This window comes from Providencia sp. PROV004 (assembly GCF_011045615.1).
Taxonomy (GTDB): Bacteria; Pseudomonadota; Gammaproteobacteria; order Enterobacterales; family Enterobacteriaceae; genus Providencia; species Providencia rettgeri.
Window position 1 is genome coordinate 862388 of sequence record NZ_CP042859.1, and the last position, 26708, is coordinate 889095.

General features: G+C 39.6%; 27 protein-coding genes, 1 tRNA gene and 1 other RNA gene. 15 read left to right on the forward strand and 14 right to left on the reverse strand.

All coding sequences use genetic code 11. The annotated features are described in order from the left end of the window. The first annotated feature begins 99 nt into the window (after nucleotides 1–99). The 5 genes from lon to FVA69_RS03765 all read left to right on the forward strand — a co-directional run bounded on the left by lon (nucleotide 100) and on the right by FVA69_RS03765 (nucleotide 6207). Nucleotides 100–2538, forward strand: a complete 2439-nt coding sequence (gene lon, locus FVA69_RS03745) for an endopeptidase La (RefSeq protein ID WP_004914515.1) — start codon at nucleotides 100–102, stop codon at nucleotides 2536–2538. 226 nt (nucleotides 2539–2764) lie between these two features. Then, nucleotides 2765–3040 (forward strand): nucleoid-associated protein HU-beta, encoded by a 276-nt coding sequence (hupB, locus tag FVA69_RS03750; RefSeq protein ID WP_004914513.1) that lies wholly within the window; start codon nucleotides 2765–2767, stop codon nucleotides 3038–3040. A 175-nt stretch (nucleotides 3041–3215) separates the two neighbouring features. Then, a complete protein-coding gene (gene ppiD / locus FVA69_RS03755) occupies nucleotides 3216–5087 on the forward strand; it encodes a peptidylprolyl isomerase (protein ID WP_164528435.1) in 1872 nt (623 codons plus the stop codon). A 144-nt stretch (nucleotides 5088–5231) separates the two neighbouring features. After that, complete coding sequence (locus FVA69_RS03760; RefSeq protein WP_109911895.1) at nucleotides 5232–5603, forward strand: ComEA family DNA-binding protein; 372 nt, start codon at nucleotides 5232–5234, stop codon at nucleotides 5601–5603. Nucleotides 5604–5778: 175 nt separating this feature from the next. Beyond that, nucleotides 5779–6207, forward strand: a complete 429-nt coding sequence (locus FVA69_RS03765) for an acyl-CoA thioesterase (protein WP_109911896.1) — start codon at nucleotides 5779–5781, stop codon at nucleotides 6205–6207. Between the two features lie 61 nt (nucleotides 6208–6268). Here FVA69_RS03765 and queC read toward each other — a convergent pair whose 3' ends face one another. Beyond that, nucleotides 6269–6958, reverse strand: coding sequence for a 7-cyano-7-deazaguanine synthase QueC (gene queC / locus FVA69_RS03770; protein WP_109911897.1), 690 nt, complete (start codon nucleotides 6956–6958; stop codon nucleotides 6269–6271). Nucleotides 6959–7235: 277 nt separating this feature from the next. On the opposite strand from queC, the gene FVA69_RS03775 reads away from it, so the two are divergent. The 5 genes from FVA69_RS03775 (at nucleotide 7236) to amtB (ending at nucleotide 13101) form a co-directional block, all read left to right on the forward strand. Then, nucleotides 7236–7697, forward strand: a complete 462-nt coding sequence (locus FVA69_RS03775; protein WP_004905429.1) for an Lrp/AsnC family transcriptional regulator — start codon at nucleotides 7236–7238, stop codon at nucleotides 7695–7697. A 75-nt stretch (nucleotides 7698–7772) separates the two neighbouring features. Beyond that, complete coding sequence (locus FVA69_RS03780; protein WP_109911898.1) at nucleotides 7773–9518, forward strand: SmdA family multidrug ABC transporter permease/ATP-binding protein; 1746 nt, start codon at nucleotides 7773–7775, stop codon at nucleotides 9516–9518. Beyond that, nucleotides 9515–11299, forward strand: a complete 1785-nt coding sequence (locus FVA69_RS03785) for a SmdB family multidrug efflux ABC transporter permease/ATP-binding protein (RefSeq protein WP_164528436.1) — start codon at nucleotides 9515–9517, stop codon at nucleotides 11297–11299. The genes FVA69_RS03780 and FVA69_RS03785 overlap by 4 nt, the downstream gene beginning before the upstream one ends. A 172-nt stretch (nucleotides 11300–11471) precedes the next feature. Further along, a complete protein-coding gene (glnK, locus tag FVA69_RS03790; RefSeq protein ID WP_004905421.1) occupies nucleotides 11472–11810 on the forward strand; it encodes a P-II family nitrogen regulator in 339 nt (112 codons plus the stop codon). A gap of 10 nt (nucleotides 11811–11820) precedes the next feature. After that, nucleotides 11821–13101, forward strand: coding sequence for an ammonium transporter AmtB (gene amtB / locus FVA69_RS03795; protein WP_109911900.1), 1281 nt, complete (start codon nucleotides 11821–11823; stop codon nucleotides 13099–13101). A 138-nt stretch (nucleotides 13102–13239) separates the two neighbouring features. Here the strand turns inward: amtB and tesB are convergent, their stop codons facing one another. Further along, nucleotides 13240–14109 (reverse strand): acyl-CoA thioesterase II, encoded by an 870-nt coding sequence (gene tesB, locus FVA69_RS03800; RefSeq protein ID WP_109911901.1) that lies wholly within the window; start codon nucleotides 14107–14109, stop codon nucleotides 13240–13242. A gap of 239 nt (nucleotides 14110–14348) precedes the next feature. Here tesB and FVA69_RS03805 point away from each other — a divergent pair, with 239 nt between their 5' ends. Both FVA69_RS03805 and ffs read left to right on the forward strand, forming a co-directional pair. Beyond that, the gene (locus tag FVA69_RS03805; RefSeq protein WP_004914482.1) at nucleotides 14349–14807 is read left to right on the forward strand and encodes a YbaY family lipoprotein; all 459 of its coding nucleotides are present in this window, start codon (nucleotides 14349–14351) and stop codon (nucleotides 14805–14807) included. A 141-nt stretch (nucleotides 14808–14948) separates the two neighbouring features. Further along, an RNA gene (gene ffs, locus FVA69_RS03810) (signal recognition particle sRNA small type) lies at nucleotides 14949–15045 on the forward strand. Nucleotides 15046–15368: 323 nt separating this feature from the next. Here the strand turns inward: ffs and FVA69_RS03815 are convergent. The 4 genes from FVA69_RS03815 to gloB form a co-directional block, all read right to left on the reverse strand. Beyond that, nucleotides 15369–15572 carry an HHA domain-containing protein gene (locus FVA69_RS03815; RefSeq protein WP_004905417.1) on the reverse strand — a complete coding sequence of 68 codons (204 nt, stop codon included), beginning with the start codon at nucleotides 15570–15572 and terminating at the stop codon, nucleotides 15369–15371. Between the two features lie 73 nt (nucleotides 15573–15645). Beyond that, nucleotides 15646–16014: an Hha toxicity modulator TomB gene (gene tomB, locus FVA69_RS03820; protein ID WP_004914480.1), complete on the reverse strand. Its 369-nt coding sequence runs from the start codon at nucleotides 16012–16014 to the stop codon at nucleotides 15646–15648. A gap of 522 nt (nucleotides 16015–16536) precedes the next feature. Beyond that, complete coding sequence (mltD, locus tag FVA69_RS03825) at nucleotides 16537–17907, reverse strand: murein transglycosylase D (protein ID WP_164528437.1); 1371 nt, start codon at nucleotides 17905–17907, stop codon at nucleotides 16537–16539. Between the two features lie 81 nt (nucleotides 17908–17988). After that, nucleotides 17989–18744, reverse strand: a complete 756-nt coding sequence (gloB, locus tag FVA69_RS03830) for a hydroxyacylglutathione hydrolase (protein ID WP_117162848.1) — start codon at nucleotides 18742–18744, stop codon at nucleotides 17989–17991. 40 nt (nucleotides 18745–18784) lie between these two features. Between gloB and FVA69_RS03835 the strand changes: the two genes are divergently transcribed. Continuing rightward, nucleotides 18785–19519, forward strand: a complete 735-nt coding sequence (locus FVA69_RS03835; RefSeq protein ID WP_004914475.1) for a class I SAM-dependent methyltransferase — start codon at nucleotides 18785–18787, stop codon at nucleotides 19517–19519. Here the strand turns inward: FVA69_RS03835 and rnhA are convergent. Next, on the reverse strand, nucleotides 19516–19986 hold the full coding sequence (gene rnhA / locus FVA69_RS03840; RefSeq protein WP_004914473.1) for a ribonuclease HI: 471 nt from the start codon (nucleotides 19984–19986) through the stop codon (nucleotides 19516–19518). The genes FVA69_RS03835 and rnhA overlap by 4 nt on opposite strands. 54 nt (nucleotides 19987–20040) lie before the next feature. Between rnhA and dnaQ the strand changes: the two genes are divergently transcribed. Both dnaQ and FVA69_RS03850 read left to right on the forward strand, forming a co-directional pair. Continuing rightward, complete coding sequence (gene dnaQ / locus FVA69_RS03845; protein ID WP_004914471.1) at nucleotides 20041–20802, forward strand: DNA polymerase III subunit epsilon; 762 nt, start codon at nucleotides 20041–20043, stop codon at nucleotides 20800–20802. A 153-nt stretch (nucleotides 20803–20955) separates the two neighbouring features. Further along, nucleotides 20956–21032: transfer RNA gene (locus FVA69_RS03850), tRNA-Asp, on the forward strand. 207 nt (nucleotides 21033–21239) lie between these two features. Here the strand turns inward: FVA69_RS03850 and FVA69_RS03855 are convergent. The 7 genes from FVA69_RS03855 to FVA69_RS03885 all read right to left on the reverse strand — a co-directional run bounded on the left by FVA69_RS03855 (nucleotide 21240) and on the right by FVA69_RS03885 (nucleotide 26637). Continuing rightward, nucleotides 21240–21602 carry a hypothetical protein gene (locus FVA69_RS03855; protein ID WP_140187803.1) on the reverse strand — a complete coding sequence of 121 codons (363 nt, stop codon included), beginning with the start codon at nucleotides 21600–21602 and terminating at the stop codon, nucleotides 21240–21242. After that, on the reverse strand, nucleotides 21599–21991 hold the full coding sequence (locus FVA69_RS03860) for a hypothetical protein (protein WP_036967295.1): 393 nt from the start codon (nucleotides 21989–21991) through the stop codon (nucleotides 21599–21601). Before FVA69_RS03860 ends, FVA69_RS03855 begins: the two co-directional genes overlap by 4 nt. Continuing rightward, complete coding sequence (locus FVA69_RS03865) at nucleotides 21984–22847, reverse strand: hypothetical protein (RefSeq protein ID WP_164528438.1); 864 nt, start codon at nucleotides 22845–22847, stop codon at nucleotides 21984–21986. Before FVA69_RS03865 ends, FVA69_RS03860 begins: the two co-directional genes overlap by 8 nt. Before the next feature lie 142 nt (nucleotides 22848–22989). Further along, nucleotides 22990–23724, reverse strand: a complete 735-nt coding sequence (locus FVA69_RS03870; protein WP_164528439.1) for an outer membrane protein — start codon at nucleotides 23722–23724, stop codon at nucleotides 22990–22992. Nucleotides 23725–24351: 627 nt separating this feature from the next. Then, entirely contained in the window at nucleotides 24352–25188 is an 837-nt protein-coding gene (locus FVA69_RS03875) for a DUF932 domain-containing protein (RefSeq protein ID WP_140187041.1), read from the reverse strand. 59 nt (nucleotides 25189–25247) lie between these two features. Beyond that, complete coding sequence (locus FVA69_RS03880; protein WP_140187043.1) at nucleotides 25248–25673, reverse strand: antirestriction protein; 426 nt, start codon at nucleotides 25671–25673, stop codon at nucleotides 25248–25250. Nucleotides 25674–25764: 91 nt separating this feature from the next. Continuing rightward, nucleotides 25765–26637, reverse strand: coding sequence for a GTPase family protein (locus FVA69_RS03885; protein WP_164528440.1), 873 nt, complete (start codon nucleotides 26635–26637; stop codon nucleotides 25765–25767). Nucleotides 26638–26708 lie beyond the last annotated feature (71 nt).

Below are 26708 nucleotides of genomic sequence, written 5' to 3' on the forward strand. Positions count from 1 at the left end.
TTTATATTCTGAGGTGTGGTTTCCTTGTTTTAGAAAGCAATTTTAAAGCAAGAGACAGAAACCCTTAAACTAGCGTGAGCTAAACGAAGAGAGAGCTTTATGAATCCTGAGCGTTCCGAACGCATTGAAATACCAGTATTGCCTCTGCGTGATGTAGTGGTATACCCACATATGGTGATCCCACTGTTTGTTGGACGTGAAAAATCCATTCACAGTCTGGAAGCAGCGATGGATCATGACAAGCAGGTAATGCTGGTTGCACAAAAAGAAGCCTCGACTGATGAGCCAGGGGTGAATGATTTATTTGCTGTCGGTACAGTTGCATCCGTTATCCAGATGCTAAAACTGCCTGATGGTACAGTTAAGGTCCTCGTTGAAGGGCTACGACGCGCACGTATTACCAGTTTGACAGATAATGGCGAATATTTCTTAGCGCAAGCAGAGTATTTGGCAACAGAGCAAAATAGTGAATCTGAACACGCACCGTATGATGAAACGGCAGCGGGTTCTCAATCATCAGATGCACTTGATGAAAAAGAAAACGAAGTATTGTATCGCACTATTGTTAGTCAGTTTGAAAGCTATATAAAACTGAATAAAAAGATTCCACCTGAAGTACTAACTGCGTTACATGCAATTGAACAAGATCAGCTAGATAAACTGGCAGATACCATTGCCTCTCATATGCCATTAAAATTAGCAGATAAACAACGCGTTTTAGAAATGGCAAATATTGCTGAACGCGTAGAGTTTTTGATGGCCATGATGGAGTCAGAAACTGAGTTGCTGCAAGTGGAAAAACGCATTCGTAACCGCGTTAAAAAACAGATGGAAAAAAGCCAGCGCGAGTATTATCTGAATGAGCAAATGAAAGCTATTCAGAAAGAGCTGGGTGAAATGGATGATGCGCCAGACGAATATGAATCGCTAAAACGTAAAATCGAAGAAGCGAAAATGCCAAAAGAGGCACAAGAAAAAGCCGAAGCAGAATTGCAGAAGCTGAAAATGATGTCTCCGATGTCAGCAGAAGCTACTGTTGTCCGTAGCTATATTGATTGGATGGTGCAGGTTCCATGGCATAAACGTAGCAAAGTCAAAAAAGACTTAGTTAAAGCACAAGAAGTGTTAGATACCGACCACTACGGTTTAGAGCGTGTGAAAGACCGTATTTTAGAGTATCTGGCAGTGCAAAGCCGCGTCAGTAAAATTAAAGGGCCAATCCTTTGCTTGGTTGGGCCTCCGGGTGTAGGTAAAACCTCTTTGGGGCAATCTATTGCTAAGGCTACGGGTCGCCAATATACACGTATGGCATTAGGTGGGGTGCGCGATGAAGCTGAAATCCGTGGTCACCGTCGTACTTATATTGGTTCAATGCCAGGTAAGCTGATCCAAAAGATGGCAAAAGTAGGCGTCAAAAACCCACTATTTTTACTGGATGAAATTGATAAAATGTCATCTGATATGCGTGGCGACCCAGCCTCTGCATTACTAGAGGTGCTTGATCCAGAACAAAATATTGCCTTTAACGACCACTACTTAGAAGTGGATTACGATTTGTCTGATGTGATGTTCGTTGCAACATCGAACTCAATGAACATCCCTGCACCATTGTTAGATCGTATGGAAGTGATTCGCCTTTCTGGTTATACAGAAGATGAAAAACTGAATATTGCGAAAAGACATTTGCTGTCTAAGCAGATTGAACGTAATGCGTTGAAAAAGAATGAGTTAACTATCGATGATAGTGCTTTAATGAGCATCATTCGTTATTACACTCGTGAGGCTGGAGTTCGTGGTTTAGAGCGCGAAATCTCTAAATTATGCCGTAAAGCGGTTAAAGCGCTACTTATGGACAAAAAGCTCAAGCACATTGAAATCAATGCGGACAACCTGAAAGATTATCTGGGAGTTCGTCGTTTTGATTACGGCCAAGCAGACACAGAAAACCGTGTTGGGCAAGTTACAGGCCTTGCTTGGACTGAAGTTGGTGGTGACTTACTCACGATTGAAACTGCTTGTGTGCCCGGTAAAGGCAAACTAACCTATACCGGTTCTTTAGGTGAAGTGATGCAAGAGTCTATTCAAACCGCATTAACGGTTGTTAGAGCTCGAGCGGAAAAACTGGGTATTAATAGCGATTTTTATGAAAAACGCGATATCCATGTGCACGTACCTGAAGGGGCAACGCCAAAAGATGGTCCAAGTGCAGGTATTGCGATGTCTACAGCATTAGTTTCTTGCCTAACGGGTAATCCGGTGAGAGCAGATGTTGCTATGACGGGTGAAATTACATTAAGAGGGTTAGTTTTCCCAATTGGTGGCTTAAAAGAGAAATTATTGGCGGCACACCGTGGAGGGATTAAAACAGTATTAATTCCTAAAGAAAACGAACGTGATTTAGAAGAAATTCCTCAAAATGTGATCGCAGATCTTGAAATTCACCCTGTGAAAACGATTGAAGAAGTCTTATCTTTGGCTTTAGTTAATCCTCCTTTTGGAGCTGAAGTAGTTAAAAAGAAAGCTAAAAGAGTGAGCTGAATCAAGAAGTTTGTATAAAATTAAGGCTGACAGCTAATTTAGGGCTTGTCAGCCTTTTTTTTCATCGCTAATTTAACGATGATTCTGATAATTGTTTGTATGCAATCTGTTCTCTTGCCATTGGTAATCAGGATTGATATAACGGCTGCATCATTAATTAACTATACTAATAACTGCTATAGTTAATTAAGAGATTTATAGTCCAACTAATATGGGGATGATAAGAGTGAATAAAGCTCAACTGATTGATCAAATCGCTTCTGATGCGAATATTTCTAAAGCTGCAGCAGGTCGTGTTGTTGACGCGTTCGTTGCTACCGTAACGGGTTCTTTGAGTAAAGGGGACGATGTTGCTCTAGTTGGCTTTGGGACTTTCTCTGTTCGTGAGCGTGCAGCACGTACAGGCCGTAACCCTCAAACGGGTAAAGAAATTAAAATAGCTGCGGCGAAAGTTCCTGCTTTCCGTCCAGGTAAGGGTCTTAAAGACGCTGTAAATAGCTAATTAGGTATTTAAGTTTGTCTTTCTCGTATTTTTGCGAAAACTCAAACTGACGGAATGTCTTTAATCAGCTAATATATAAGCGCACCATTGAAATGGTGCGCTTTTTTTTCTTTCTGAGTTAAGATTAGCGTATTATCAGGAAATTGAATTCAACAAAGCGGAGTTAAGCCTTTTTATGATGGAAAATTTACGCACAAAGGCGAATAGTCCTTTGCTCAAAATAATACTGGCGCTGATTATCCTTTCATTCGTGTTGGGTGGCGTTATGATGGGTGGCCTTGGTGGCAACAGTGCAAATAATGCCGCTGAAGTTAACGGGCAGTCAATAAGCCGAGAGCAGCTACAGCAGGCTTTTCAACAAGAGCGCCAATCATTACAAGAGTACCTGGGGGATAAATTTTCAGAAGTCGCTAGTAATGAAGAAAGCATGAATTTACTGCGCCGCCAAGCTCTTGATAACTTGATTAACAATGAATTGATTAATCAGTATGCTAATGAACTACAACTCTCAGCAAGCGATCAGCAAATTGAGCAATATATTTTCTCAATGCCTGTTTTCCAAACAGATGGCCGGTTTGATAGCGAAAAATATCGTGAGATCTTAAGCCGTAACAACATTAATGCAGATAGCCTTGCGGCTCAAATTCGCCAAGATCTTACACGTGCTCAGCTAGCCAAAACTTTTACTGGAACGGATTTCGCTTTACCATCTGAAGTTAAAGCGTATGCTGAATTATTTATGCAAGAGCGTGAAATTCGCACTGCAATTTTAGATTTAGCAGAGGTTCAAGCAAAACAAACAGCCTCTGAAGAAGAATTAAAGTCCTATTATGATGCTAACCAAAATAGCTTTATTTCACCTGAGAAGGTGCAAGTAAGCTATGTTGAAATGGATGCAGCATCGATGGCACCAGCGACAGTGTCTGATGAAGAAGTAAAAACCTATTATGAGCAAAACCTGAAAAATTATACTCAAGCAGAGCAAAAGCAGTACAGTATGATTCAGGTTGCTTCTGAAAAAGAAGCGAATGATATTCTGGATGAATTAAAACAAGGTGCAGACTTTGCAACGTTAGCCGCTGAAAAATCAACGGATAAATTCAGTGCAGGGCAAAAAGGCCTGATTGGTTGGATGGAAGCTGCATCAACGCCAAGCGAAATTGTGGATGCTAAATTAACAGAAAAAGGGCAGCTTTCGGCACCTGTTAAATCACAAAATAGCTATGTTATTTTTCGTTTAGATGATATTAAGCCAGAATCTATTAAACCGTTTGAACAAGTAGAAGAAAGCATTAAAACTAGCTTACTTCAAGATAAAAACATTAAGCAATTCTATGATTTACAGCAAAAAGTCAGTGAAGCGGCCACGAGTGATATGGAATCATTAGTATCAGTTGAATCTGTATCTGGTTTGAAGGCTGTGACAACGGATTGGTTTGATAGAACAAACCCACCTGCTGCGCTTAATTTCCCTAAAGTGGTCAGTGAAGTATTTAGCGATCGTTTAGTGGATAAAAATGGTTCTAAAGGAATCAACTCAGACGTTATTAACGTGGAAGGTGACCGTGCATTTGTTGTGCGTGTTACAGAGTACAAACCTGAAAGTGTTGAACCTTTTGAACAGGTTAAGTCAGAAATTGAAACACTGGTTAAACGCCAAAAAGCCGAAGCAGAGTTGAAAGCTACGGGCGATAAATTACTTACTGAGTTAAAAGCGGGTAAAGGGGCTGAAGCTCTAAGTGCCACGGGTATTAAATTCTCTGATGCTCAAACCGTTTCTCGTTTAATGCCACAAACAGCGGTTATCAATGCGACAATGGAAATGCCACAACCTGTTGATGGTAAACCAAGCTACGCACTTGCGCGTGATGAGTCTGATAACTATGTGGTTATTCAGCTAGATAAAGTAACATTAGGTCAGCCAACGGATGACGAGTTAAAACAACTAACTCGTGAATACCAAGGCGCTATGAGTTCTGCGGTTAACGAAGCTTTGATGCTTAACTTGCGTGAAAATGCAAAAATTGAAGTGCTGAATATTGAATAATTGCGAGCAGCTTCGCAAGTAAAATTGTAACGTTATGAATAGAAGGCCACCTTTGGGTGGCCTTTCGTATTTTTAATTTTATTAAAAAGTGTTCCATATTTTTCTATGGCATCGTTGTGTCTCAACATACACAGGAGAACAAATATGTTATGGAATTCAGTCAATAAATGCAGATTAGGTATTGTTCTGCTCCTTTCTTTATTATGCTCATTTTCTTCTTTTTCTTTGGCTAAGAAAATTGAGCCAGAAAAAGCCACTACGGCTGTCACTCAAGAAAAACAAGTAAGTAATAACTCACCATCAACTAACCATGAGCAGTCTGACAAGGTAAATATTAACTTAGCAGGTGAAGAGGAACTTGCCGAAAAACTTAATGGCATAGGTAGGCAAAAAGCTAAAGCTATCGTTGAATATAGGCAAAAATATGGGGCTTTTAATTCCATTGAGAATATTTTAGAAGTTCAGGGGATAGGTCCTGCATTTTTAGAAAAGAATAAAGATAAGTTAACTTTGTAACTAAAATCCCCCATACAAAGTATGGGGGAATATATTTAAGGTTAATAATTAAGCAGAAAACTAAGCATCTTGTAAATAATTTGGGAGCTAAGTCTTATTCTTGATAATCATTCAGCACATTTTCCGTACATTTGTTATTTTTATGTTATTAAAAAATAAACTGGTCGGAGTAGTTATGACAACACACATTAAAGTTCATGGTTATCATATAGATGTTTTTCAGCACGTTAATAATGCACGTTACTTAGAATTCTATGAAGCAGACCGCTGGGAATGGATGAATAAACGCAATTTTATTAGGTGGGCTATAGAAAACAATTTAACAATAGCTGCGGTGAATATTAATGTAAATTATATACAAGGTGTCTTACTCGGTGATGAGCTGACTGTGGTGACCCGTATGGACAAAATAGGCAGTAAAAGCGCAGTATGTTATCAACAAATTATTCGCACTAAAGCAGGAATTCAAGAGGTTGTTTCAGATGCTTATGTGACATTTGTTTTTATCAATAATATCGAGAATAAAGCAATTATTATCGATGAACAGCTGCGTGAGAAGTTAGAGTCATTCAAGGTGGGTTCTGAAGATTTTATTCAAAACTAGCCTACCATTAGCTTGAATATTACGAATAAGCTAATGATAGGCTGTGTGTTTGACTAATTCATTATGGCTTTTGCTTTAATGAGAGCATGATGGCTTCTTTATCATTTAAATATTCATTTAAGCCCTTGCTCCTTAAATGGCAGGCAGCACATTCACCGCAACCATCACCTTGAATACCATTATAACAAGTCAGTGTTTGCTGCCTGATGGTTTCAAGGTGGCCATAACTGTCGGCAAGAGCCCATGTTTGGGCTTTATTTAACCACATTAATGGGGTTTCAAAGCGAATATTTTTGGCAAGACCGAGGTCTACAGCATGATTGAGGGCTTTGACAAATTCATCTCGGCAATCTGGGTAACCTGAAAAATCAGTTTCACAAACACCGGTTATCACCGCTTCTGCTTTTACTTGGTAAGCATAAATTGCTGCTAATGTGAGGAATAAAATGTTGCGCCCTGGAACAAAAGTGCTGGGTAAAGTACTGGACTCGCTTTCTGAAAAATCAGGAACTGGGATGTTATCTCGAGTTAAGCTGCTGATTGCTAATTCATTGAGTAATGTGACATCTAACACTTTATGTGCTGTAGCACCTAAAGATACGCTCAATTTCTGTGCGACTTCGATTTCAAAACGGTGGCGCTGGCCGTAATCAAAAGTAACACAATGAACTTCATCATAGTTTTGCAAAGCTTGAATAAGACAGGTTGTTGAGTCTTGGCCTCCGCTAAAAACCACAACTGCGCGTTTCATAGGTACTCCTTGGTGATATATCATTATCAAAATGTGATGGAAAGAGAGTAAAGCATGTTAGCGATACTGGGATGTAATTCATAGTTCTATTTTTATCAAATTAGTTTGATTGAAGGACTATTTATATGCTGATTTGGTTATCTGTATAAAAATATTCTATAATCATGGTATTTGGTAACATTTTTATTGTTTTTTAATTATTCAATTTTGCATAATATAGTTATACAGCTAATAAAATAACGATAAAAGCACTTACACCCAAGCCAAGAGAGTAATTATGTTAGATAAAATAGACAAAAAACTGCTTTGTTTATTGCAAAATGACAGCAGCTTATCCTTAAATACCCTTGCGGAAGCTGTTAATTTAACCTCTACTCCGTGCTGGAAAAGATTAAAAAGGCTTGAAGATGAAGGTTATATTCGAGGGCGAGTCACTTTACTCGATGGTGAGAAGTTAGGTTTAGGTTTAACGGTGATTGTGACAATTAAAACACAGCATCATAATAGTGAGTGGTATGAGCAATTTGTTTCTTTTGTTAGTCAACTTCCTGAAGTTCTGATGTTTTATCGTATGGCTGGGGAGTATGATTATCTTATGCAAGTGGAAGTTCATGATATGAAATCATATGACTTGTTTTATAAAAAGTTAGTTAATGGTGTTCATGGTTTAATCGATGTAACTTCAAGCTTTGCAATGGAAAAAATCAAGTATACGACAGTATTGCCTATTCCTGATTAACCCTGTAATAACTTAGATAATTACGGGCTCTCATTCTTAGGCATCAATAAATCAATATATTCAAGGCAGTATTACGTGCGATTATTTTCACAACTAAGTTGGTATTTTTTGAGTGAATGGCGGCGCTATCTCGGCGCTGTTTGCTTTTTAATTATCATTGCTATCTTACAATTAGTTCCCCCACGCATTGTTGGTGTTGTTGTTGATGGAATTAGTAAAGGGGCAATGTCGACAAAGCAATTGATCACTTATGTTTTAGTCATGCTGTTGATTGCATTGGTTGTGTATGGTTTGCGCTATGTCTGGCGTTTATGGTTATTTGGTGCTTCTTATAAGTTAGCCGTACAACTACGACAAAAATTTTATCGGCAACTAAGTCTGCAAAACCAAGCATTTTACCTTAGGTACCGAACGGGAGATTTAATTGCACGCACAACGAATGATGTTGACCGAGTTGTGTTTGCTGCAGGAGAGGGCGTTTTAACATTAGTTGACTCATTAGTGATGGGGTGTGCGGTGCTCATTATGATGAGCGTTGAAATTAGTTGGCAGCTTACTTTACTTGCACTTATTCCAATGCCAATTATGGCATTAGTCATTAAACGTTATGGGGATCAGCTTCATCAGCGTTTCAAGCATGCCCAAGGGGCATTTTCGTCTTTAAATAATCATGCACAAGAAAGTTTAACAAGTATTCGCATGATTAAAGCTTTTGGCCTCGAAGATCATCAATCAAATCAATTTGAACAGGTAGCTACCGAGGCAGGGCGTCGCAATATGCATGTTGCTAAAGTTGATGCTCGTTTTGACCCCACTATTTTTATGGCGATTGGTATGGCCAACTTACTCGCTATTGCAGGGGGAAGCTGGATGGTATTAAACGACACACTGACGCTAGGCGAATTAACGAGCTTTGTGATGTATCTAGGGTTAATGATTTGGCCGATGTTAGCGCTCGCATGGATGTTTAATATCGTTGAACGGGGTAGTGCAGCTTATAGCCGTATTCTTAGTTTACTCAATGAACCGTTAGTCATTCAGGATGGTTCGCATTCATTACAGCCTGAAAAGGGAAATTTGAATGTAAATATCATCAAATTTAGTTATCCAGAAACCTCGAGAACAGCATTACATGATATTAAGTTTGACCTAAAACCTGGGCAATTTTTAGGGATATGTGGGCCAACAGGATCTGGAAAATCAACATTGTTGACGTTATTACAACGTCAATTTGATATTACGGAAGGGGTTATTTTCTATCAAGGTTTACCGTTACCCGAAATTCGTTTAGATGAATGGCGTGCTCGGTTATCTATCGTAAATCAGTCTCCATTTTTGTTTTCAGATACCGTCGCAGGCAATATCGCGCTTGGGCGACCTGATGCCACTCAAGAAGAAATTGAACAGGCTGCACGCATTGCTTGTGTACATGATGATATTTTACGTTTACCTGAAGGCTATTCCACTCAGGTTGGTGAGCGAGGCGTCATGTTATCAGGCGGGCAGAAACAACGAATTTCTATTGCGAGGGCTATCTTGCAGAATGCGGAAATCTTGGTGCTAGATGACGCACTTTCTGCCGTTGATGGGCAGACTGAGTTTACAATTTTACAAAATTTAAGCCATTGGCGACAAGATAGAACCATGATCATCAGCGCCCATCGTCTATCTGCATTGGTAGAGGCGGACAATATTTTAGTGCTATCTCAAGGTGCTATTGTTAGCAGAGGTAGACATGACGCGCTTATTGAGCAATCGGGTTGGTATAAAGATATGTATCAATATCAACAGATTGAAGCAGCTTTGGATGGTGATCTATGAGCCAAAAGAAACCGCTGTGGCCAGCACTTAAGCGTTTACTTGCTTATGGAAAAGCGTACCGAGGAACCATGGCTATTGCCATTGCAATGCTATGGCTAGCTGCTATTGCAGAAGTTAGTGGGCCTCTGCTAATCAGTTATTTTATTGATAACATGATAGCGAAAAAACAAATCATCATACCACTGGCTTTATATATGGCTGTTGGGTTTATATTGCTCCAAGTTATTGCTGCACTATTACATTACTATCAAATTATTTTATTTAATAAAGCTTCTGTGGGGGTAGTGCAAACATTACGAACAGATGTGATGAATGCTGCTCTAAGGCAGCCTCTAAGTGCATTTGATAAGCAGCCAGTTGGTCAGTTAATTTCACGAGTTACAAATGATACTGAGGTTATTAAAGATCTATTTGTGATGGTTGTACCAACCGTGTTTCGTAGCTTAGCACTGATCTGCGCTATGCTGGTTGCCATGTTTTCATTGGAATGGCGTATGGCATCAATTGCAGTGATGATTTTTCCTGCTGTATTTGTGGTAATGCTTGTTTATCAGCGTCTAAGCACACCGATTGTACGTCGTGTGAGATCTTATCTTGCTGATATTAATAACGGTTTTAATGAAGTTATTAATGGAATGACAGTTATTCAGCAATTTATCCAGCAAGCTAGATTTGGCGAAAAAATGCAAAGTCTTAGCCAAGACCATTATTTTGCAAGAATGAAAGCATTAAAGCTTGATGGCTTATTATTAAGGCCATTGTTGAGCTTACTTTCTGCCTCAGTATTATGTGGTTTACTATTGCTATTTGGATTCGAAGGAACGACCACCATTGGTGTTGGTGTTTTATATGCTTTTATTAATTATTTAGGCCGCTTGAATGAACCGCTCATTGAATTAACTTCTCAGCAGTCAATGTTGCAGCAAGCCGTTGTTTCTGGTGAGCGTGTTTTTGAATTAATGGATAGCCCGCAACAAGGCTATGGCGCAAGTATTGAGCCGTTACAAGGTGGTTCAATCTCAATTAACCATTTATCCTTTGCCTATCGTGATAACAACATTGTGCTTAAAGACATTAATTTACAAGTGCCTGATCATAATTTTATTGCGTTGGTCGGCCATACAGGAAGTGGTAAAAGTACCATTGCAAATTTAATTATGGGATATTACCCATGGCAAGAAGGGGATATTTTATTAGATGGGCGTCATTTAAGTTCACTATCTCATCAAGTATTACGTAATGGTATTGCAATGGTGCAACAAGACCCTGTTGTTCTCGCCGCTTCTTTTTTTGATAACGTCGCATTAGGACGTGAAATTAGCCAAGATAAAGTCTGGGAAGTTCTTGAAACTGTTCAGCTTGCTGAGTTGGTTCGTGAGTTACCTGATGGGTTAGATACCGTGCTCGGAGAACAAGGAAATACGTTATCTGTTGGGCAAAGACAATTACTAGCGATGGCTCGAGTTCTTGTGGTGACACCTAAAATTTTAATTTTGGATGAAGCAACCGCGAACATTGACTCAGGAACAGAGCAAGCGATACAAAAAGCATTACGTATGATCCGCCAACATACTACTCTAGTTGTGATAGCTCACCGTTTATCGACGATCGTCGATGCTGATCAAGTCGTTGTGTTACATCGTGGTGCAATTGTTGAGCAAGGTAAGCATTCACAGCTTTTGCAACAAAAAGGACGCTATTATCAAATGTACCAGTTGCAACAAGTTGGGGAATCACTGAATGCCCATAGTGATGCTGAAGTTGAGGCTATACCTAGTTAATTGTTCTGCACTCTTATAATGCATCCTCTAAAGCCACTCATCCGAGTGGTTTTTTATTTTGCCCTTTCTTATTGAATTATATGAATAAATATATTTTGGCACACGGTTTGCTATAACGTCAGTGCTGTTCAAAGCATTGAGCAGTTTATTCACCTGACTTATAGGAGTGAACATGAAATATATCATCGCGATCATTAAGCCATTTAAATTAGATGAAGTCCGAGAAGCGTTATCAGATATTGGAGTTCAAGGGCTTACCATTACTGAAGTTAGAGGGTTTGGGAGGCAAAAAGGGCATGCCGAGTTGTACAGAGGTGCTGAATATACTGTCGACTTTTTACCTAAAGTACGTATGGAAATAGCCGTTTCTGATGAGTTAGTGGAGCAGGTAATTGAAACAATTGAAAAAAAAGCTTATACGGGCCAAGTTGGGGATGGAAAAATATTTATTTTGTCATTAGAACAAGCGGTACGTATTCGTACAGGTGAAAAACAAGACGAAGCACTGTAGGAGAACAACTATGCGCAAAGGGTTCCAATACTTATTCTTATTAATGGGTGGTTTTCCAATAACCGTGTTTGCTGCAGAGGAAGCTCTGGATAAAGCGGATAATGCATTCATGATGATAGCGACTGCTTTAGTTATCTTTATGATACTGCCAGGTATCGCATTATTTTATGGTGGGCTACTAAGAAGCAAAAATGTCCTTTCTTTGATGGCTCAAACTGCAGTTATTTTTGCTTTGGTGTCTGTTATTTGGATTGTTTATGGATACAGTTTAGCTTTTAGTGAGGGAAATGATTTTATCGGTGGTTTTAGCCAGATCATGTTGAAAGATATTACTGTAGAAAGCTTATCTGGACCGATCCCTCAATTTATTCACGTCGTGTTTCAAGGTGCATTTGCATGCTTAACGGTTGCATTAGTGATTGGTGCATTAGGAGAGCGAATTAAATTTTCTGCAATTCTAATTTTTACCCTTATTTGGACTACATTTGCTTATTTGCCAATGGCACATATGGTGTGGGGAGGTGGTATTTTATCGCAAGATGGCGCATTAGATTTTGCTGGAGGTACGGTTGTTCATATCAATGCGGCTGTTGCAGGCTTAGTTGGTGCTTACTTACTGGGGCATCGTACCGGGTTAGGGAAAGAAGCCATTAAACCTCATAACCTACCTATGGTATTTATGGGAACTTCCATATTATTCATTGGCTGGTTTGGTTTCAATGCAGGTTCGGCTGGAAGTGCAAATAGTATTGCTGCACTCGCGTTTGTGAACACTATCGCAGCTGCGGCAGGCGCTATCTTATCGTGGACTTTAGCGGAATGGCTTTTCAGGGAGAAACCTTCATTATTAGGGGCTTGCTCTGGGTGTTTGGCTGGGTTAGTCGGTGTTACGCCTGCTGCGGGTACTGTGGGTGTTGGCGGGGCATTAATCATCGGACTACTTTCTGGATTGGCAGGTTTATGGGGGGTAGTGATTTTAAAACGTCGGTTAAAAGTTGATGATGTTTGCGATGTTTTTGGCGTTCACGGAGTCTGTGGCATTTTAGGGTGTTTACTCACGGGGGTATTTACCTCAACGGTATTAGGCGGAAGTGGCTATGCGGAAGGTATTACGATGATGAAACAAGTAGGAATTCAAGCCGTTAGCATCCTAGTTTGTGTTGTTTGGACTGCAATTGTTGCTTATATCGCATTTAAAATTGCAGAGAAAACGTCAGGCTTACGAATTAATGTTGAAAAAGAAAGGGAAGGCTTAGATATTACTTCTCATGGTGAAAGTGCCTACAATTAACCTTCATGTAAAGATAATTACAGGATAATACTGTGTTTTATGTAAATTGATAATGGCAGCTTATTGCTGGCTGCCATTACCTTTTTAAACTGACTAATATATTTTTCTAAGTAAGTAATCACTTACTTTAAATAGCGGTTATTTACGAGGTTGCCGTTGACGAATTACGCCTTCTTGGACTGCAGTTGCAACAAGATCACCTTGTAAATTATAGATTTGTCCTTTCACAAAACCCCTCCCACCTGATGCCGAAGGGCTTTCTACAGCGTACAGTAACCAGTCATCAATTTTAAATGGGCGATGGAACCACATTGAATGGTCAATAGTTGCAACCTGTAAGTCGCGTTCCATAAATCCTCTACCATGCGGCTGTAATGCGGCAGGAAGGAAATTGTAATCAGAGGCATAACCTAATAAATAGTGGTGTAGTGAAGGTATATCAGGCAGTTGCCCTTTCGCTTTGAACCAAATATAACGAAATGGTTCTTGAGGTGCGGCATCGAATGGGCTGTAAAATTCAACGGGACGAAATTCAAAAGGAGTTGGCCGAAGAGCATACTTTTTAACTGCTTCTGGTAATTTATCAGCCAAACTTTGAACAATATCATCTTGAGAAATTAATTTTGTAGGTGGTGGTACATCTGGCATTAAGTTCTGATGGCTATAACCTTCTTCTTGAGATTGAAATGATGCGGTCATAAAGAAGATAGGTTTACCATTTTGAATGGCACTTACTCGGCGTGCGCTAAAGCTTCCGCCATCGCGTAAAATTTCCACGTCATAAACAATGGGACGTGAGCTATCGCCTGGGCGTAAAAAATAACTATGAAAAGAATTAATCGCTCTTTCTTCAGGTATGGTTTGCTTCGCTGCATACATGGCTTGTCCAACAACTTGTCCACCAAAAACTTGAGGTAAACCAAGGTCTTCGCTTTGTCCACGAAAAATACCTTCTTCAATTTTTTCGAGTTCAATTAGGCTAATTAAATTCTGTAATTCTGGGCTCATAGTCATCTTAGTTCAGTTATACGTAAATGAGATATTGGTATTTTCCCATTATTTACCCTGAATAGGTAGATTAATTACTAGCGAATAAATTGGGGTTACGTATTGTTACATTTGGAAATATAAATGTATTATTCTACCAATATTAGTTATACTTTTTATTATTCCCTCATCAGAAAATGACTTGTCTATTCCGATTATTTTAAAATGTTTTAGTAAACATTGTGTTATAGGTAATAACTATGAAGTTTTTTCGCTATATTGTTAGCTTATTAGTGATTTTAACGTTGGTTAGCTGTGAAGGGAATAGCACCAAGCCCAGCGAAAAAGCACTTAATGCTCAAAATAGTAATAATAACCAGACAGTCGATTCAGGAAAAATCGAGGGCCGTGTGGTGATTTTACAGGATACTGTTTTACCTGAAGACGCAGTTGTTACAATTACGTTGGCAGATACAACGGTTGCGGACTTACCTGCACTGATATTATCTCAAAAATATTACAATTCAGTGAATAATCGTCCAACCATTCCTTTTGAACTAACTTACCAAAAAAATGAAGTTAGGCAGGAAGGCTCGCTAGTTGTTAATGCAACCGTGAACGCGAATGGAAAACTTTTATACATTAGTGATAGCGTTGTAGAGGTTATCAATAATGGCGTCACAAAAAATGTTGAATTGTTGATGGTACCTGCGAACTAGCCAATAAGCGACTTTTTAGTTGAGTCGCTATTTTTATATGAGTTTGTGTAATAAAACGTCACTTGGTCAGGGGTTTCTTGCTATTTCAATGACTATCAAGCATAATGCCCCTGCTTTGAAAGAAGCAATCAATGGGGGCTCTGTTGGTTCTCCCGCAACGCTAACTTGTTAACTTGGTCAGGTCCGGAAGGAAGCAGCCATAGCAGGGGTCGTGTGTGCCGGGATGTCGCTGGCAGGGCTCCCACCCAACTCAGCATCCTTTGCCTTTCCTCTCATCTATATATTCTAATTTATTATAAATATGTTATTTAATTATATTTTATAATTGTTAATTAAACTCTAAATCTCAAATAAATTCTGAAGTTAAAAAAGAAAGGTTAAGAATACAACATTCATTGTTGATTATTGTAATAAGAAAAGTTGATATGCTAAAATTAAAAGCAATAAATTTCCATTAGCATAATTATAATGCCAATAATAAAACGATAATTGCATTGCGTCCAGCCGATAAGGGGATTTACCGGCTACAACCATTCACTATCTGTGCGTGTTAATAAGATATTACCTAACAAATTTCCAAACAGAAGCTGGAATTTTATCATAAAGCTTATTCATTGTGAGCTCAGCTAAGCGGTGATCTGCAGCTGAATAGAATAGCTCTAGCTCATCATCAGATAATTCATACTTATTTTTTTCAATGACACGCTCAAGAGTTTCAATTGTTGTGCATTTTCTTAAACGCATCAGATAATCAGATTTGGTCATAATACCCTTTCTTTTGTGCAAAATTACTTATTTATATACGGTTTTGTAGTTGAGCTAAAGATAAATAATATCTTTAGGTTTTGCTGGTTAGACACTTTAGGTCATCATCCAACACAGTGACAAGACTCTGATTCATTGCTTCCCAGTCTATAATTTCACTGAGCGTGATGACTGGGCTGCCGAATAAATCGTAGGTCTCATCGAGATACTCTTCGATAAGTGATATAACAAGATTTTCTTTTGGATATTTGATTTTAAACCGCCATACAAATGCAGCGATATGTTCAATAAGTTCATTCAAGGCTGCGCTTTGCGGGGAGCTTAAATCATTAATCCAGTGTGTATTTGTTTTTTGTAAGCTTAAAATAGCGTCTCTATTGAGGCTATTACATAAGTATTTTAGTTCTGCTATATCGTGTCTTTTGGGTGAGTATTCATCCATAATCACCTCCGCAGGCGAATCTGACTTTTGCTGTGTGTATTTTTTATCAATAATGTCATGTTAACTAATTAAAGCACCTATGTTCAATATAAAAGGTTGCATGTTAATATATTGAAAAATATAAGATTATTGCTAGTTCGTTAAACTTTCGAAGATTATTAATATAATACATAAGCGATATTCGAATACGGACTGGCAGCTCGGACTAAACTAGCCGCGATATAATAATAGCATTATTATCACATATGTCACCAGCAATAAACTACTTTTTCTAGTTTATTAGCAAGTTGTTGGGGGCTGGGTCGCGTATGTTCTGCTTAAACTCAATTTTATGAAGTATTTAAATTATAGTTTAACCATCAGTTATTCTAGTACAGTGAATATGAAGTGTTTATACAAAAGATGTTATAAAAATTATTTTCCTATTTAATTCATTCAAATAATTTATTTTTACTAATAAGAGAATTAAAAATAAAAAAGCTTTTGCCTGAAATAGACAAAAGCTTTGTTGATGAGAATAACTTAAAGATAGAGGTTTAAGGTTACCCCTGGTTTCAGGTCTGCCATTTTAACACCTGAATTCCAAGTCATTAAATCATTGAGCTTTATGCCATGACGTTTCGCAATGCTATAATAGGAGTCGCCTTTTCTTACTTTATAGGTTTTTGCCTTACGGTTACTTGCAGTAGGCGCTGAGCTCGTAACTTTTAATACTTGTCCTGGTTTGATAACACTCGCAGTTTTTAACCCATTTAGCTTTTGAATATTTTTGGCGGTAGTATTGAATTTTTTTGCAATACTCGCGACAGATTCGCCTTTGCGTACTTTATATGTAGCTATTTTAGCTCGATTTTGACGCGCGCTAGAAATTGCAGTGGGTTGTGCTGTTTTTATCTGTTGGTTTTGTTGTGCGGCTAAACGAATAGTGTTTAAAACATCTTCGTCTGAGAGTGATGTTTTGAATTGTTCAGCTTTTGCTGTAGGTAACATAATATAATGAGGGCCACTTGGCGATGTTATGCCGCGTGTATAACCAGAATTATACGTTTTTACCGATTCAACAGTTAACCCAGCCAACTCAGCGGCTTGAGATAACGTGATTTGTTGACCAACATCGATTTGAGTGAGTGCTCGATTTTTATTACTTGTTGGCAAATTAACTTGGTACTTTTCAGGATTTTTCAATACTTGGCTAAGTGCTAAGATTTTTGGTACGTATTGTTTAGTTTCTTTTGGTAATGAGAGTGACCAAAAATCAGTAGGTAGCCCGGCAGCTTCGTTTTTCTTGATAGCATTTTGAACACAGCCTTCTCCACAGTTATAGGCAGCAAGGGTGAGCTCCCAATCGTGGCCAAACATAACATTTAAGTTTTCGAGAAGATCAAAAGCAGCTTTAGTTGAAGAAACCACATCCCTGCGCTCATCAACCCATTGTGTTTGTTTTAGTCCATATGAGCGTGCAGTGATAGGATCGATTTGCCATAGACCCGCAGCTTGTGCAGGAGAAGTTGCTTTAGGATTAAATGAGCTTTCAATAATAGGAATTAAAGCTAATTCCATAGGTAAATTGCGCTCATTAATTTCGTCTACGATGAGGTACATGTATGGCTCAGCTCTTAATGCCACATCGTAGACAAAACGTTGTTTATTTAAATAACTATTTGCGAGTTCCCTAATTTGAGGTTTATCAGGGATATCCATTTTTAGTTCATCACTAATATAGCCCCATAGGTCATAGTCGACTTTAGGTAATTGTCGGCTGGCTGCTTGGTTGTGTGATGCAACAGTTTCAATAGTATGATTAGTTGGAGTTTTGTTCTGCTTAATTTTTTTCGGGGCAGTTTGGCATCCGGCCAACAGAACAATGGCGATAAGCGTCGCGATTATCTTCATTCTTTTCTATTGTTCTTCATTTTGATGTTTAAAAGTCGAACAATAATACTTATCCCACCCCGATATGACAATCATTAAACTTTAATATTGGTCTTTTAATTGACGCAACAGGGTAAAAACTGCTCTTAAAGGTGGATTTTGTACATTAATATCGAGTTTTTTCTGTAATTGGTGGTTATCGCATTGCAGAAAAATATTTATTTTTTTCTCTGTTTTCAATGTAGTAGGTACTGTTGGTTGATTTTTGTCACGTATTTGCGTTATTTTTTGTAAATATTGTGTAATCGCTTCATTTTCAGGCCATACATGGTGTGCAAATTTTAGATTAGATAAAGTATATTCATGGGCACAGCAAATTAAGGTTTCATCAGGAAGCTCAGCAATTTTTTGGATAGATTCGAACATTTGTTCCGGTGTTCCTTCAAATATCCGCCCGCAACCGGCAGAGAACAGCGTGTCGCCACAGAATAAATAAGGTGCTTGGTAAAAGCCGATGTGCTCAGAAGTATGGCCTGATAATGCAATAACTTGTAGGTTGAACTCGTTAATTATGACCTTATCACCGTTTTCGACTATTTCTGTCGCCCCTTTAGATTGGGTTTCTTTTGGGCCAAAAACAGGAAGAGTTGTAAATTTGCTTAAAATCCCTTTTACACCACCTGTATGGTCATTATGGTGGTGAGTTAATAGGATGGCGACAGGCGTCAACTGTTTAGCTGTAATTATTTCAAGCACAGGCTCTGCCTCTGCGGGGTCAACGATGATACACTGTTGGTGGCCATCGACTAAAACCCAAATGTAGTTATCGTTTAAAGCTGGTACTCGAATTAACTCCATAATGACCTCGATACTTGTTAATAGTTAATAGGGGAATTTCATGAAGCCTGCGCGTATTGATAAAAAAATTCAAATGCCAGTTAGTTGGTCTGACATTCCTTTTGGAGAACAATATCGTCAAGCCATAGAAAATCAACTTAGCCCTTGGTGGCCGAAGATATTTGGCTTTCATTTGCTTAAGTTAGGCCATTTAAGTACTGAAATCCATACCGAAGGCTGCTTAATCTCCCACCAATTTAATGTTGGTACTGGTGATCCTCGTTTTAATCTTATTGCAAAGCCCGAGGCATTACCATTAACCCAAAAATCGATAGATGCCTGTCTAATGACTCACTGTTTGGCATATAGCCATGATCCTCATTGGCTTTTACGGGAGGTTGACCGGGTGTTAATCGACGATGGCTGGCTAATCATCTCAGGTTTTAACCCTTTCAGTCTTGTCGGAATGGCGAAACTCGTACCTGTTTTACGTAAACGGCAGCCTTATTGTAGCCGTTTTTTCCCCTCTGTTAGGGTATTTGATTGGTTAAGCTTATTAAACTATGAAGTTTTGTATCATCGTAATTGCCAAATATTTCCTTGGTTGAGTGCACAAAGACGAGTGAATAAAAACTGTGGGGGAATTGGGGCTTTAAGCGTGATTGTGGCGCGGAAACGGACTTATCCACTGACTCCGACACCACTAAAATTCAAGCAACCGAAGGTTAAGATTGGAACAGCACTCGGTGCGGCGAAGGAGATCAGTAAATCAATGAAGATAGACGACCCTTCTTAGTTTTGTGCAGGCTGGTAACCTGTATCTTCTTTAGTCGGCGCTGACGCGGCAGCTCGAGCCAGTTCATCACATTTCTCATTTTCAGGGTGGCCTGCGTGGCCTTTAACCCAACGCCAATCAATTGTATGTCGTTGGATGGCGTCATCAAGGCGCTTCCATAAATCAACATTGACGACAGGGGATTTATCCGCTTTTCGCCATTGTTTTCGTTTCCAGCCATGGATCCATTGTGTGATTCCTTGTCGTACGTATTGGCTATCAGTGGTTAAAATAATATCACAAGGCCTTGTTAGTGATTCCAATGCAACGATGGCTGCAAGTAGTTCCATGCGGTTATTCGTGGTTAAAAAATATCCATCACTCAATGTTTTTTCATGTTGTTGGTAGCGTAGAACAACGCCATATCCACCCGGGCCAGGATTGCCCAAACAGGAACCATCCGTGAAAATTTCTACCTGCTTTGTCATTTCTGTTACACTCTATATTATTCGTTCCTTTCTAGTTTGACACAAAAAAACATTATGAGCACGGTGATAACCAGACAAATTGTCCTTGATACTGAAACAACCGGTATGAATAAACTCGGTGTTCATTATGAAGGGCACAACATAATTGAGATTGGTGCGGTTGAAGTGATTAACCGCCGACTCACAGGGCGTAATTTTCATGTGTACATTAAACCTGACCGTTTAGTGGATCCTGAGGCATTTGAAGTGCATGGGATAAGTGATGAATTTTTACAAGATAAACCTGTTTTTGCTGACATTGCGGATGAGTTCCTTGAATTTATTCGTGGTGCAGAACTTGTTATTCATAATGCCCCCTTTGATATCGGTTTTATGGACTATGAATTCCGTAAACTCAATAAAGGTATTCCGCCTACGCAAGAATTTTGTACTATCACTGATAGCTTAGTATTGGCTCGCAAACTTTTTCCTGGTAAACGGAATAACTTGGATGCGTTATGTGACCGTTATTTAATTGATAACTCTAAGCGTACACTGCACGGGGCTTTACTCGATGCTGAGATTCTGTCAGATGTCTATTTGGCAATGACGGGCGGGCAAACTTCATTATCATTTTCGATGGATTCAGAATCAGCTAATAATGAGCAAGAGTATGAAATTCAAAGGATTGAACGTCCTCAGAGCGGTCTTAGAGTGATTTTTGCTTCTGATGAAGAAATAATTGCTCATGAAGCTCGGTTGGATATTGTTGATAAGAAAGGCGGCAAACCTTGTCTTTGGCGCCAACCTTCTGATGAAGCTGAAAATTTACACTAATAATTGATTTCATTATTTATACTTGCTTAGGAAAATGGATAGAAAAGCCTCTCAAGGCTAAAAACTGTTCAACTGTGCGATTTAACAAGAAAAAGTGTTGACGGGGTCCTCAAGTATTCGTAATATGCATGGCGTTCCCAGCAGGGAACATCAGGAGCGGTAGTTCAGTTGGTTAGAATACCTGCCTGTCACGCAGGGGGTCGCGGGTTCGAGTCCCGTCCGTTCCGCCATATTGCAACGCCATGCTATTGATTAGCATGGCGTTTTTGTTTTTGAGGTTATTATGGTATGCCATCCAGTATGCCATTTTATTTTGGTTCTCCTTCAATTGCATTAGTGAGTATTGGACGCAATACAGGTATATAGTGAACTCTAATTAAGATGGACAATAATGAAGGTGAGGTTACCCACCTTCAATTATTATTTTATCATGAGTGCTAATTCTTAGTCATGCACTCAAATATCCCCAATGTGTTTATGTTCGTGGTACTAACCCATCCGAGTTTAGCTGATTCAGGTAAATCATCAAAAAGTGTTATGGCATGGTAGAGTTGTACCCATTGTTCATCAGCTGTTCGTTTAGCGACCCAGAATTGTTCTTTTCCTGATGTGGGCTGATAGTTGATAGACTTGGAAGCTCTATCGGGTTGATCATAAACCTGAAGCGTATTGGCAGGAGATGAGCTGAACTCAACACAATCTCGATAGGCTGGCTTAGGTTGTTTGCCGAAATAAATCCCCAATGTGACGATTGCGATAATTCCCACAAAAGGAAGGCTATTTAATGTGCGATTTTTCATTGAAAGATAACCTCCACATGGTCAATGTGTTTTCCTTGACTGTAAGCATCCAGCCACACTTTTTTGTTAATACGGGATAAGCGGTAATAGGTATCGAGAGGGCCGTCTTCACAATCGCCAGTTGATGTACTAAATAGTTGGTTGGTTTGACTATCAATCACTTCGGCAATTACGAAGGCACATTTAGCGCCCAGATTCACTGTGCTCGTGACGACATAACGTCCCTCGAGGTAATCATCAACACGACAATCCTTATCGGCAATCGCTTGGTTATTACACATTGGTGTAAAACCACTTTTATCGATGGCGGTATCAAATACATTCGTGTTAAAGGCGCTCGCGGTAAAATTGAGGCAAAACACCATGAAAATAAATACGTATTTAGTCATGATTTATCCTCATTGTTGAACCGTCTTTCTGATGATTGTTTTTCTGATAGGTGAGTCGACCTAATGTGATTGCAATAGCCAGTTCGATAAAAAATAGCAGGAATAATCCGAACATATTTAATCGGTTAGGCAATAGAACGTTAAGGAGTACCAGTAGCGCTAAGATAACAAGGGAAATGATTGTTGACAGGGTTATCCTGAGTTTCCGAGAACGCGTTGCCGTGTATTGTTGTAGGAAGCCATACCCCCAATACCCCACATAACCTGCGATAGTACCCGCTAGAATCACCATGATATTGAGATTGATTTGGTTGCCAATGCCTATCGCTAAGGCATTCATAATGACAAGGTATAGCGCTAAGAATGTCATTAAACGGAAAATAGGATGCGGGTATTGAAATGGATGGGATACATTTTTAACGGTATGGATATAGACAATAACGCCAGCGCTCAGTCCGATAAGGCAGGCGAAAAGAAGGAAAATAAAAAAGTATTCATAAAGTATAAAAATTAAAGCATGGTCAAAAACCATAAAAGGAATAATCCCTATGAGCAATAAGTAGATAACACATAAAGAGGCGATGAAAGCGAAGACAAATGCCAAAATTTTTCGCGTTAGCATTAAACGGAAAGGGATACCCATAAACCCATAAATGATCCACAACAATATTTGAGAAATCAAGAGTGGAGCTAACATCGCGATAAGGTAATACAGTAGATACATTAAGGGCTTACCAATAAATGGGTCGATATTATAGTGATTGGCGATGATGACTGTAAAACCGAATACTAGCACTAAGCTAATGATGAAAAAAATTCGTTCAACACCTAAACGAATATGATTAATTGAATTCATTTTTACCTCTTTTTATTACAATTTTTTTGTGGTTGAAATTTAACCGTGGTTATTTTTTTGTTTAATCAATAAAATAGCCAACATCAAAAAGGCATGTTGGCTAGGTAAGTTGAGGGTAATCTTTAAGGCTGAATGACAGAGATTAGAAACGGTAAGTCAGACCAAGCATGATATCGTTGGCCTTCACTTTGATTTTTGACGTATTTTCCCCATCACCCACCGCTGTCGTGATGTCGGCTTTTCCGGCATCTAAATAGCGATAACTCAGCCCCATATCCCAATCGTCATTGAGGGCATAGTTCACCCCCGCACCGACACTCCAGGCAAAGTTATTGGCGGTATGCGTGTGAGTATCATGCAAAGAGAGCCCTGGAGTATAAGCATCAGCGCGGGTGGTTTTAAAATCCACGGCCGCATAGCCTAGCCCAACAGAGATATACGGCGTGAAATTTGAGCTATTTTTAATGTCGTAGTACCCATTGACCATTAACGTATTGAGTTTGATTTGGTTTTTAATATCACGAGTTTGATGTACGCCATTACGCACACGGTCGCGGATGTTGTAGGTTGAATTCACTTTATCACGCGCCATAAATTCCAATTCAGCGCGAACAGGGATATCAAACTGATTGGAAAAGTCATAACCCAACGCAAGTCCACCGCCAAATACGCCAGTACGATGGCTATCTCCATTTTTGGTACCATTATCACCGGCATCAGCATAGCCGCTGTAGACAAACTGCTGGCCAGACATTTGCACAATGGATGCGCCCATTTTACCCGTGACATAAATTCCCGTTTTACCGTCATCCGTATTCGCGAATGCCGGTAATGAAATGCACCCCATCAGGGCGGAAACAATAAACGCTTTTTTCATGATTGATTTCCTTTTAATCAATATCACATTAAGTATGGTTGAATCGCGTTATATCAGTGGAAGGCATGAAAGATTTGACTCAATCACCTTAATATCACTGACATAAAGATAATTTAGCGTGAGATAGTTTAACTTAATCGATCTGTTTTACCTATCAATAATTGAAATACGATCGGTAATATCGATCGTATCTATCAATAAACGGTTATCGATCGGCGTAATCGATCAACTGTTGTTTCGGTGCTTAAATAAGAAAAAGAGTTGATGAGAAAGTGAGTCAAAATGGAAGGGAATAAAATGATGTTTAAAGAATGCTCTCCTTTCTTGAATAGGTTGGTATGCTCGATATTATCAAGTACCAAAATACGGGATAAGTCTTTATGTTAGCGCTAACGCTTTATAAGCAACGCCGTTTACTCATGTTATAGATATGAAAACCGAACTCCGTTAAGACCCAATGGTTTGATGTATTCCATTGAATCATTCCTTTTTTCTCCAGCGAGTTGAGTGTCCTTTTGTTGCAGAGTGAGCCATAATTGAGTTTCACATTACTCAAGGTTTTTAGTTGCCGTTCTGATAATTTCATCGCGTTCACCGTAAGATCCAATTATTTAACGTATACTGTGGCTATAGTTGTTCGCGTCCAGCAAAATGAGCATGCATTTGTTCTGTCAGTACCCACAACGCTTTATTGAGCTTAATATCCCCATCAATTCCATTCACTGAACGCGTGCGAGCGCGTTTACCTTTGGCATTCCTGCCTGATAATCCTCCCTTGATTAAATTTTCCTGCAAACGTTGGTACACTGTCCAAAGATCGTCTTTTTTATCTTCAAAGCGGCGAGGTTGTAACACTTGGGCTTCAGTGATCGGTTGATGTTCTTCGCCATAACGATACATGAGAGCGGCTTGGGCGAAGATCTGTTGTGCTGGTGGCGGTAATAGTAAGGACTGCATTTGCTCACGTTTTTCAGCGATAGCATCAAACGTATCTAACACTTCGTAAGCCCCTTCAATCACTTTATCGACGACATTACCTTTATGTGGAACTCTGACCTCCCCAAAGGTATCGCCACAAACCAGCCCATTTTGACAAACATAGCGAAAAAAGCCCGGTAACATTTGATAACTGCTTGAACCATCATGGCTATTAAGTAAGATGATTTCAGGCACTTGGCTACCCGTAATTTGGTCATGACGTCGGAGCCGTAACATATGCTTAGTATGATCACGACGGCTGTCATCTCGCACACGAGTTTGGCATGCAAAGAACGGATAAAAACCTTCTTTTTGCAGGCTATCCAATAAGGTAATCGTAGGAATATAAGTATACTTTTCGCTACGAGATTCATGCTTTTCTTCAGAGAACACACTGGGTACTGTGCGAAATAACTCTTCGAGAGTTAACGGGCGGTCACGGCGAATGCTATTCGCCGTACCAAAGCGGGACGCTAAGCGAGTCATAATGAATTTCCTTTAAAATGAAGTGGATAGGTAATGCGAAGGCGTAAATAAGGACGTGGTTAATCGATTAGATGGAAAATGGCGGAACGTTCTGGGTGTTGCGCCGCATAATCACGCAATTGATAAAAACGATCGACGAGGGTGTCACTTTCCGTTTGAAATGACCATAAACTGTACATCATCAAACACACGGCAATGCCTGCGGCTTCACAACTGACGTTGGCTTCGTTACCGTTATGTGGGTTGAACAGCGTCAGTGTCTCTTGAGGTAAATCGGGATAAATAAAAGCGCCACCATTGGATAAGGTGCAATATTCCCAATATCCACCCTGATAGTCATCACAAAACTGCCCCATAGTGGTAAAGATGACCACTTCAAAGGTGGTCCAGCCTTTCACGCTCCCGAAGTGGTTGATCCAAAAATCCAGGCGTTGCTCATTGGGGACGAGTGTCATTGCAATAGCGGATTCGGTTGAATGATTCATAAGTTGAGACTCCAATAAAAAGAAATAAAAAAGCGCCAATCCCGTTAAGGACTGGCGCTTGATGTCATCAATGTTGTATTAATGTAAGAAGCTAAAAGAATATGCTCCACAGGGATTTAGCAACGGATACGATGCTATTTTTGACTGTATTCATCGTTCCTTTTATTAATGCAGGCAGGGGAAGGATATCTATCAGAGTATCGACGATATCACTGACGCATTGCCCAAAATCGTTACGTGCGGCGTTCTCCACCGATTGCGTCCGGTAAGCGCTGTTCAGTTGCCTAGCTACCCCGCTACTGGCTTGCGCCGGTAACGCCTTTATTAATTGCTCAGCTAATTCAGTGAGTTGAAAACCTTCTGCCGCAGAAACCGTCATCACAGGGTGATGCGGCTTAAATGCTGTTATCACGGCTTTCTGCTTCAATAGTAAGTGAGCTGTTTGTTCAGCGGATGGCTGGTGGTACTGTTCATCCCACTGGCGACAGGGCTCTATCTTGTCGGCTTGGTTCAGCACAAATAGAAATCTCTTAGGTTGATAACCGCATTGCTCAGTGAGAAAGCGATAACACTGTTCATCCGAAGACCATGCTCTGTCATCCGCCTTGAGTACCCAGATGATTAAATCCAGTTCTGGTAATAAGTTACGATATAGCTGGTGGTACTCTTTATCTCGCTCAAGGCTTTCCCCCACACCGGGTAAATCAATAAAGGTGAGTGTATGGTTGTTCACCGTCATACTGAAGCGTTGCGCTTGGCGTGTGCAGCCGGAGACATCACTCACAGGCGATAGTTGGCATTGGAACAGCGCATTTATCAGACTGGATTTTCCAGCCCCTGTTTTACCCATTAGACCAATGGTGGGGGAATAGTTGATTAGGTGATTGAATTGGTTGAAAAAAGAGGTTTGGAATGAAGTCGGTAGAGTCGATAGGAGGATTTTAAAGTGAGCGTTGTGATACATATTACTCCTTGAAATAAAAGAAAATTATAGTTATTCAAGGAGATAATATATATCTGAGATTTTTTATAATA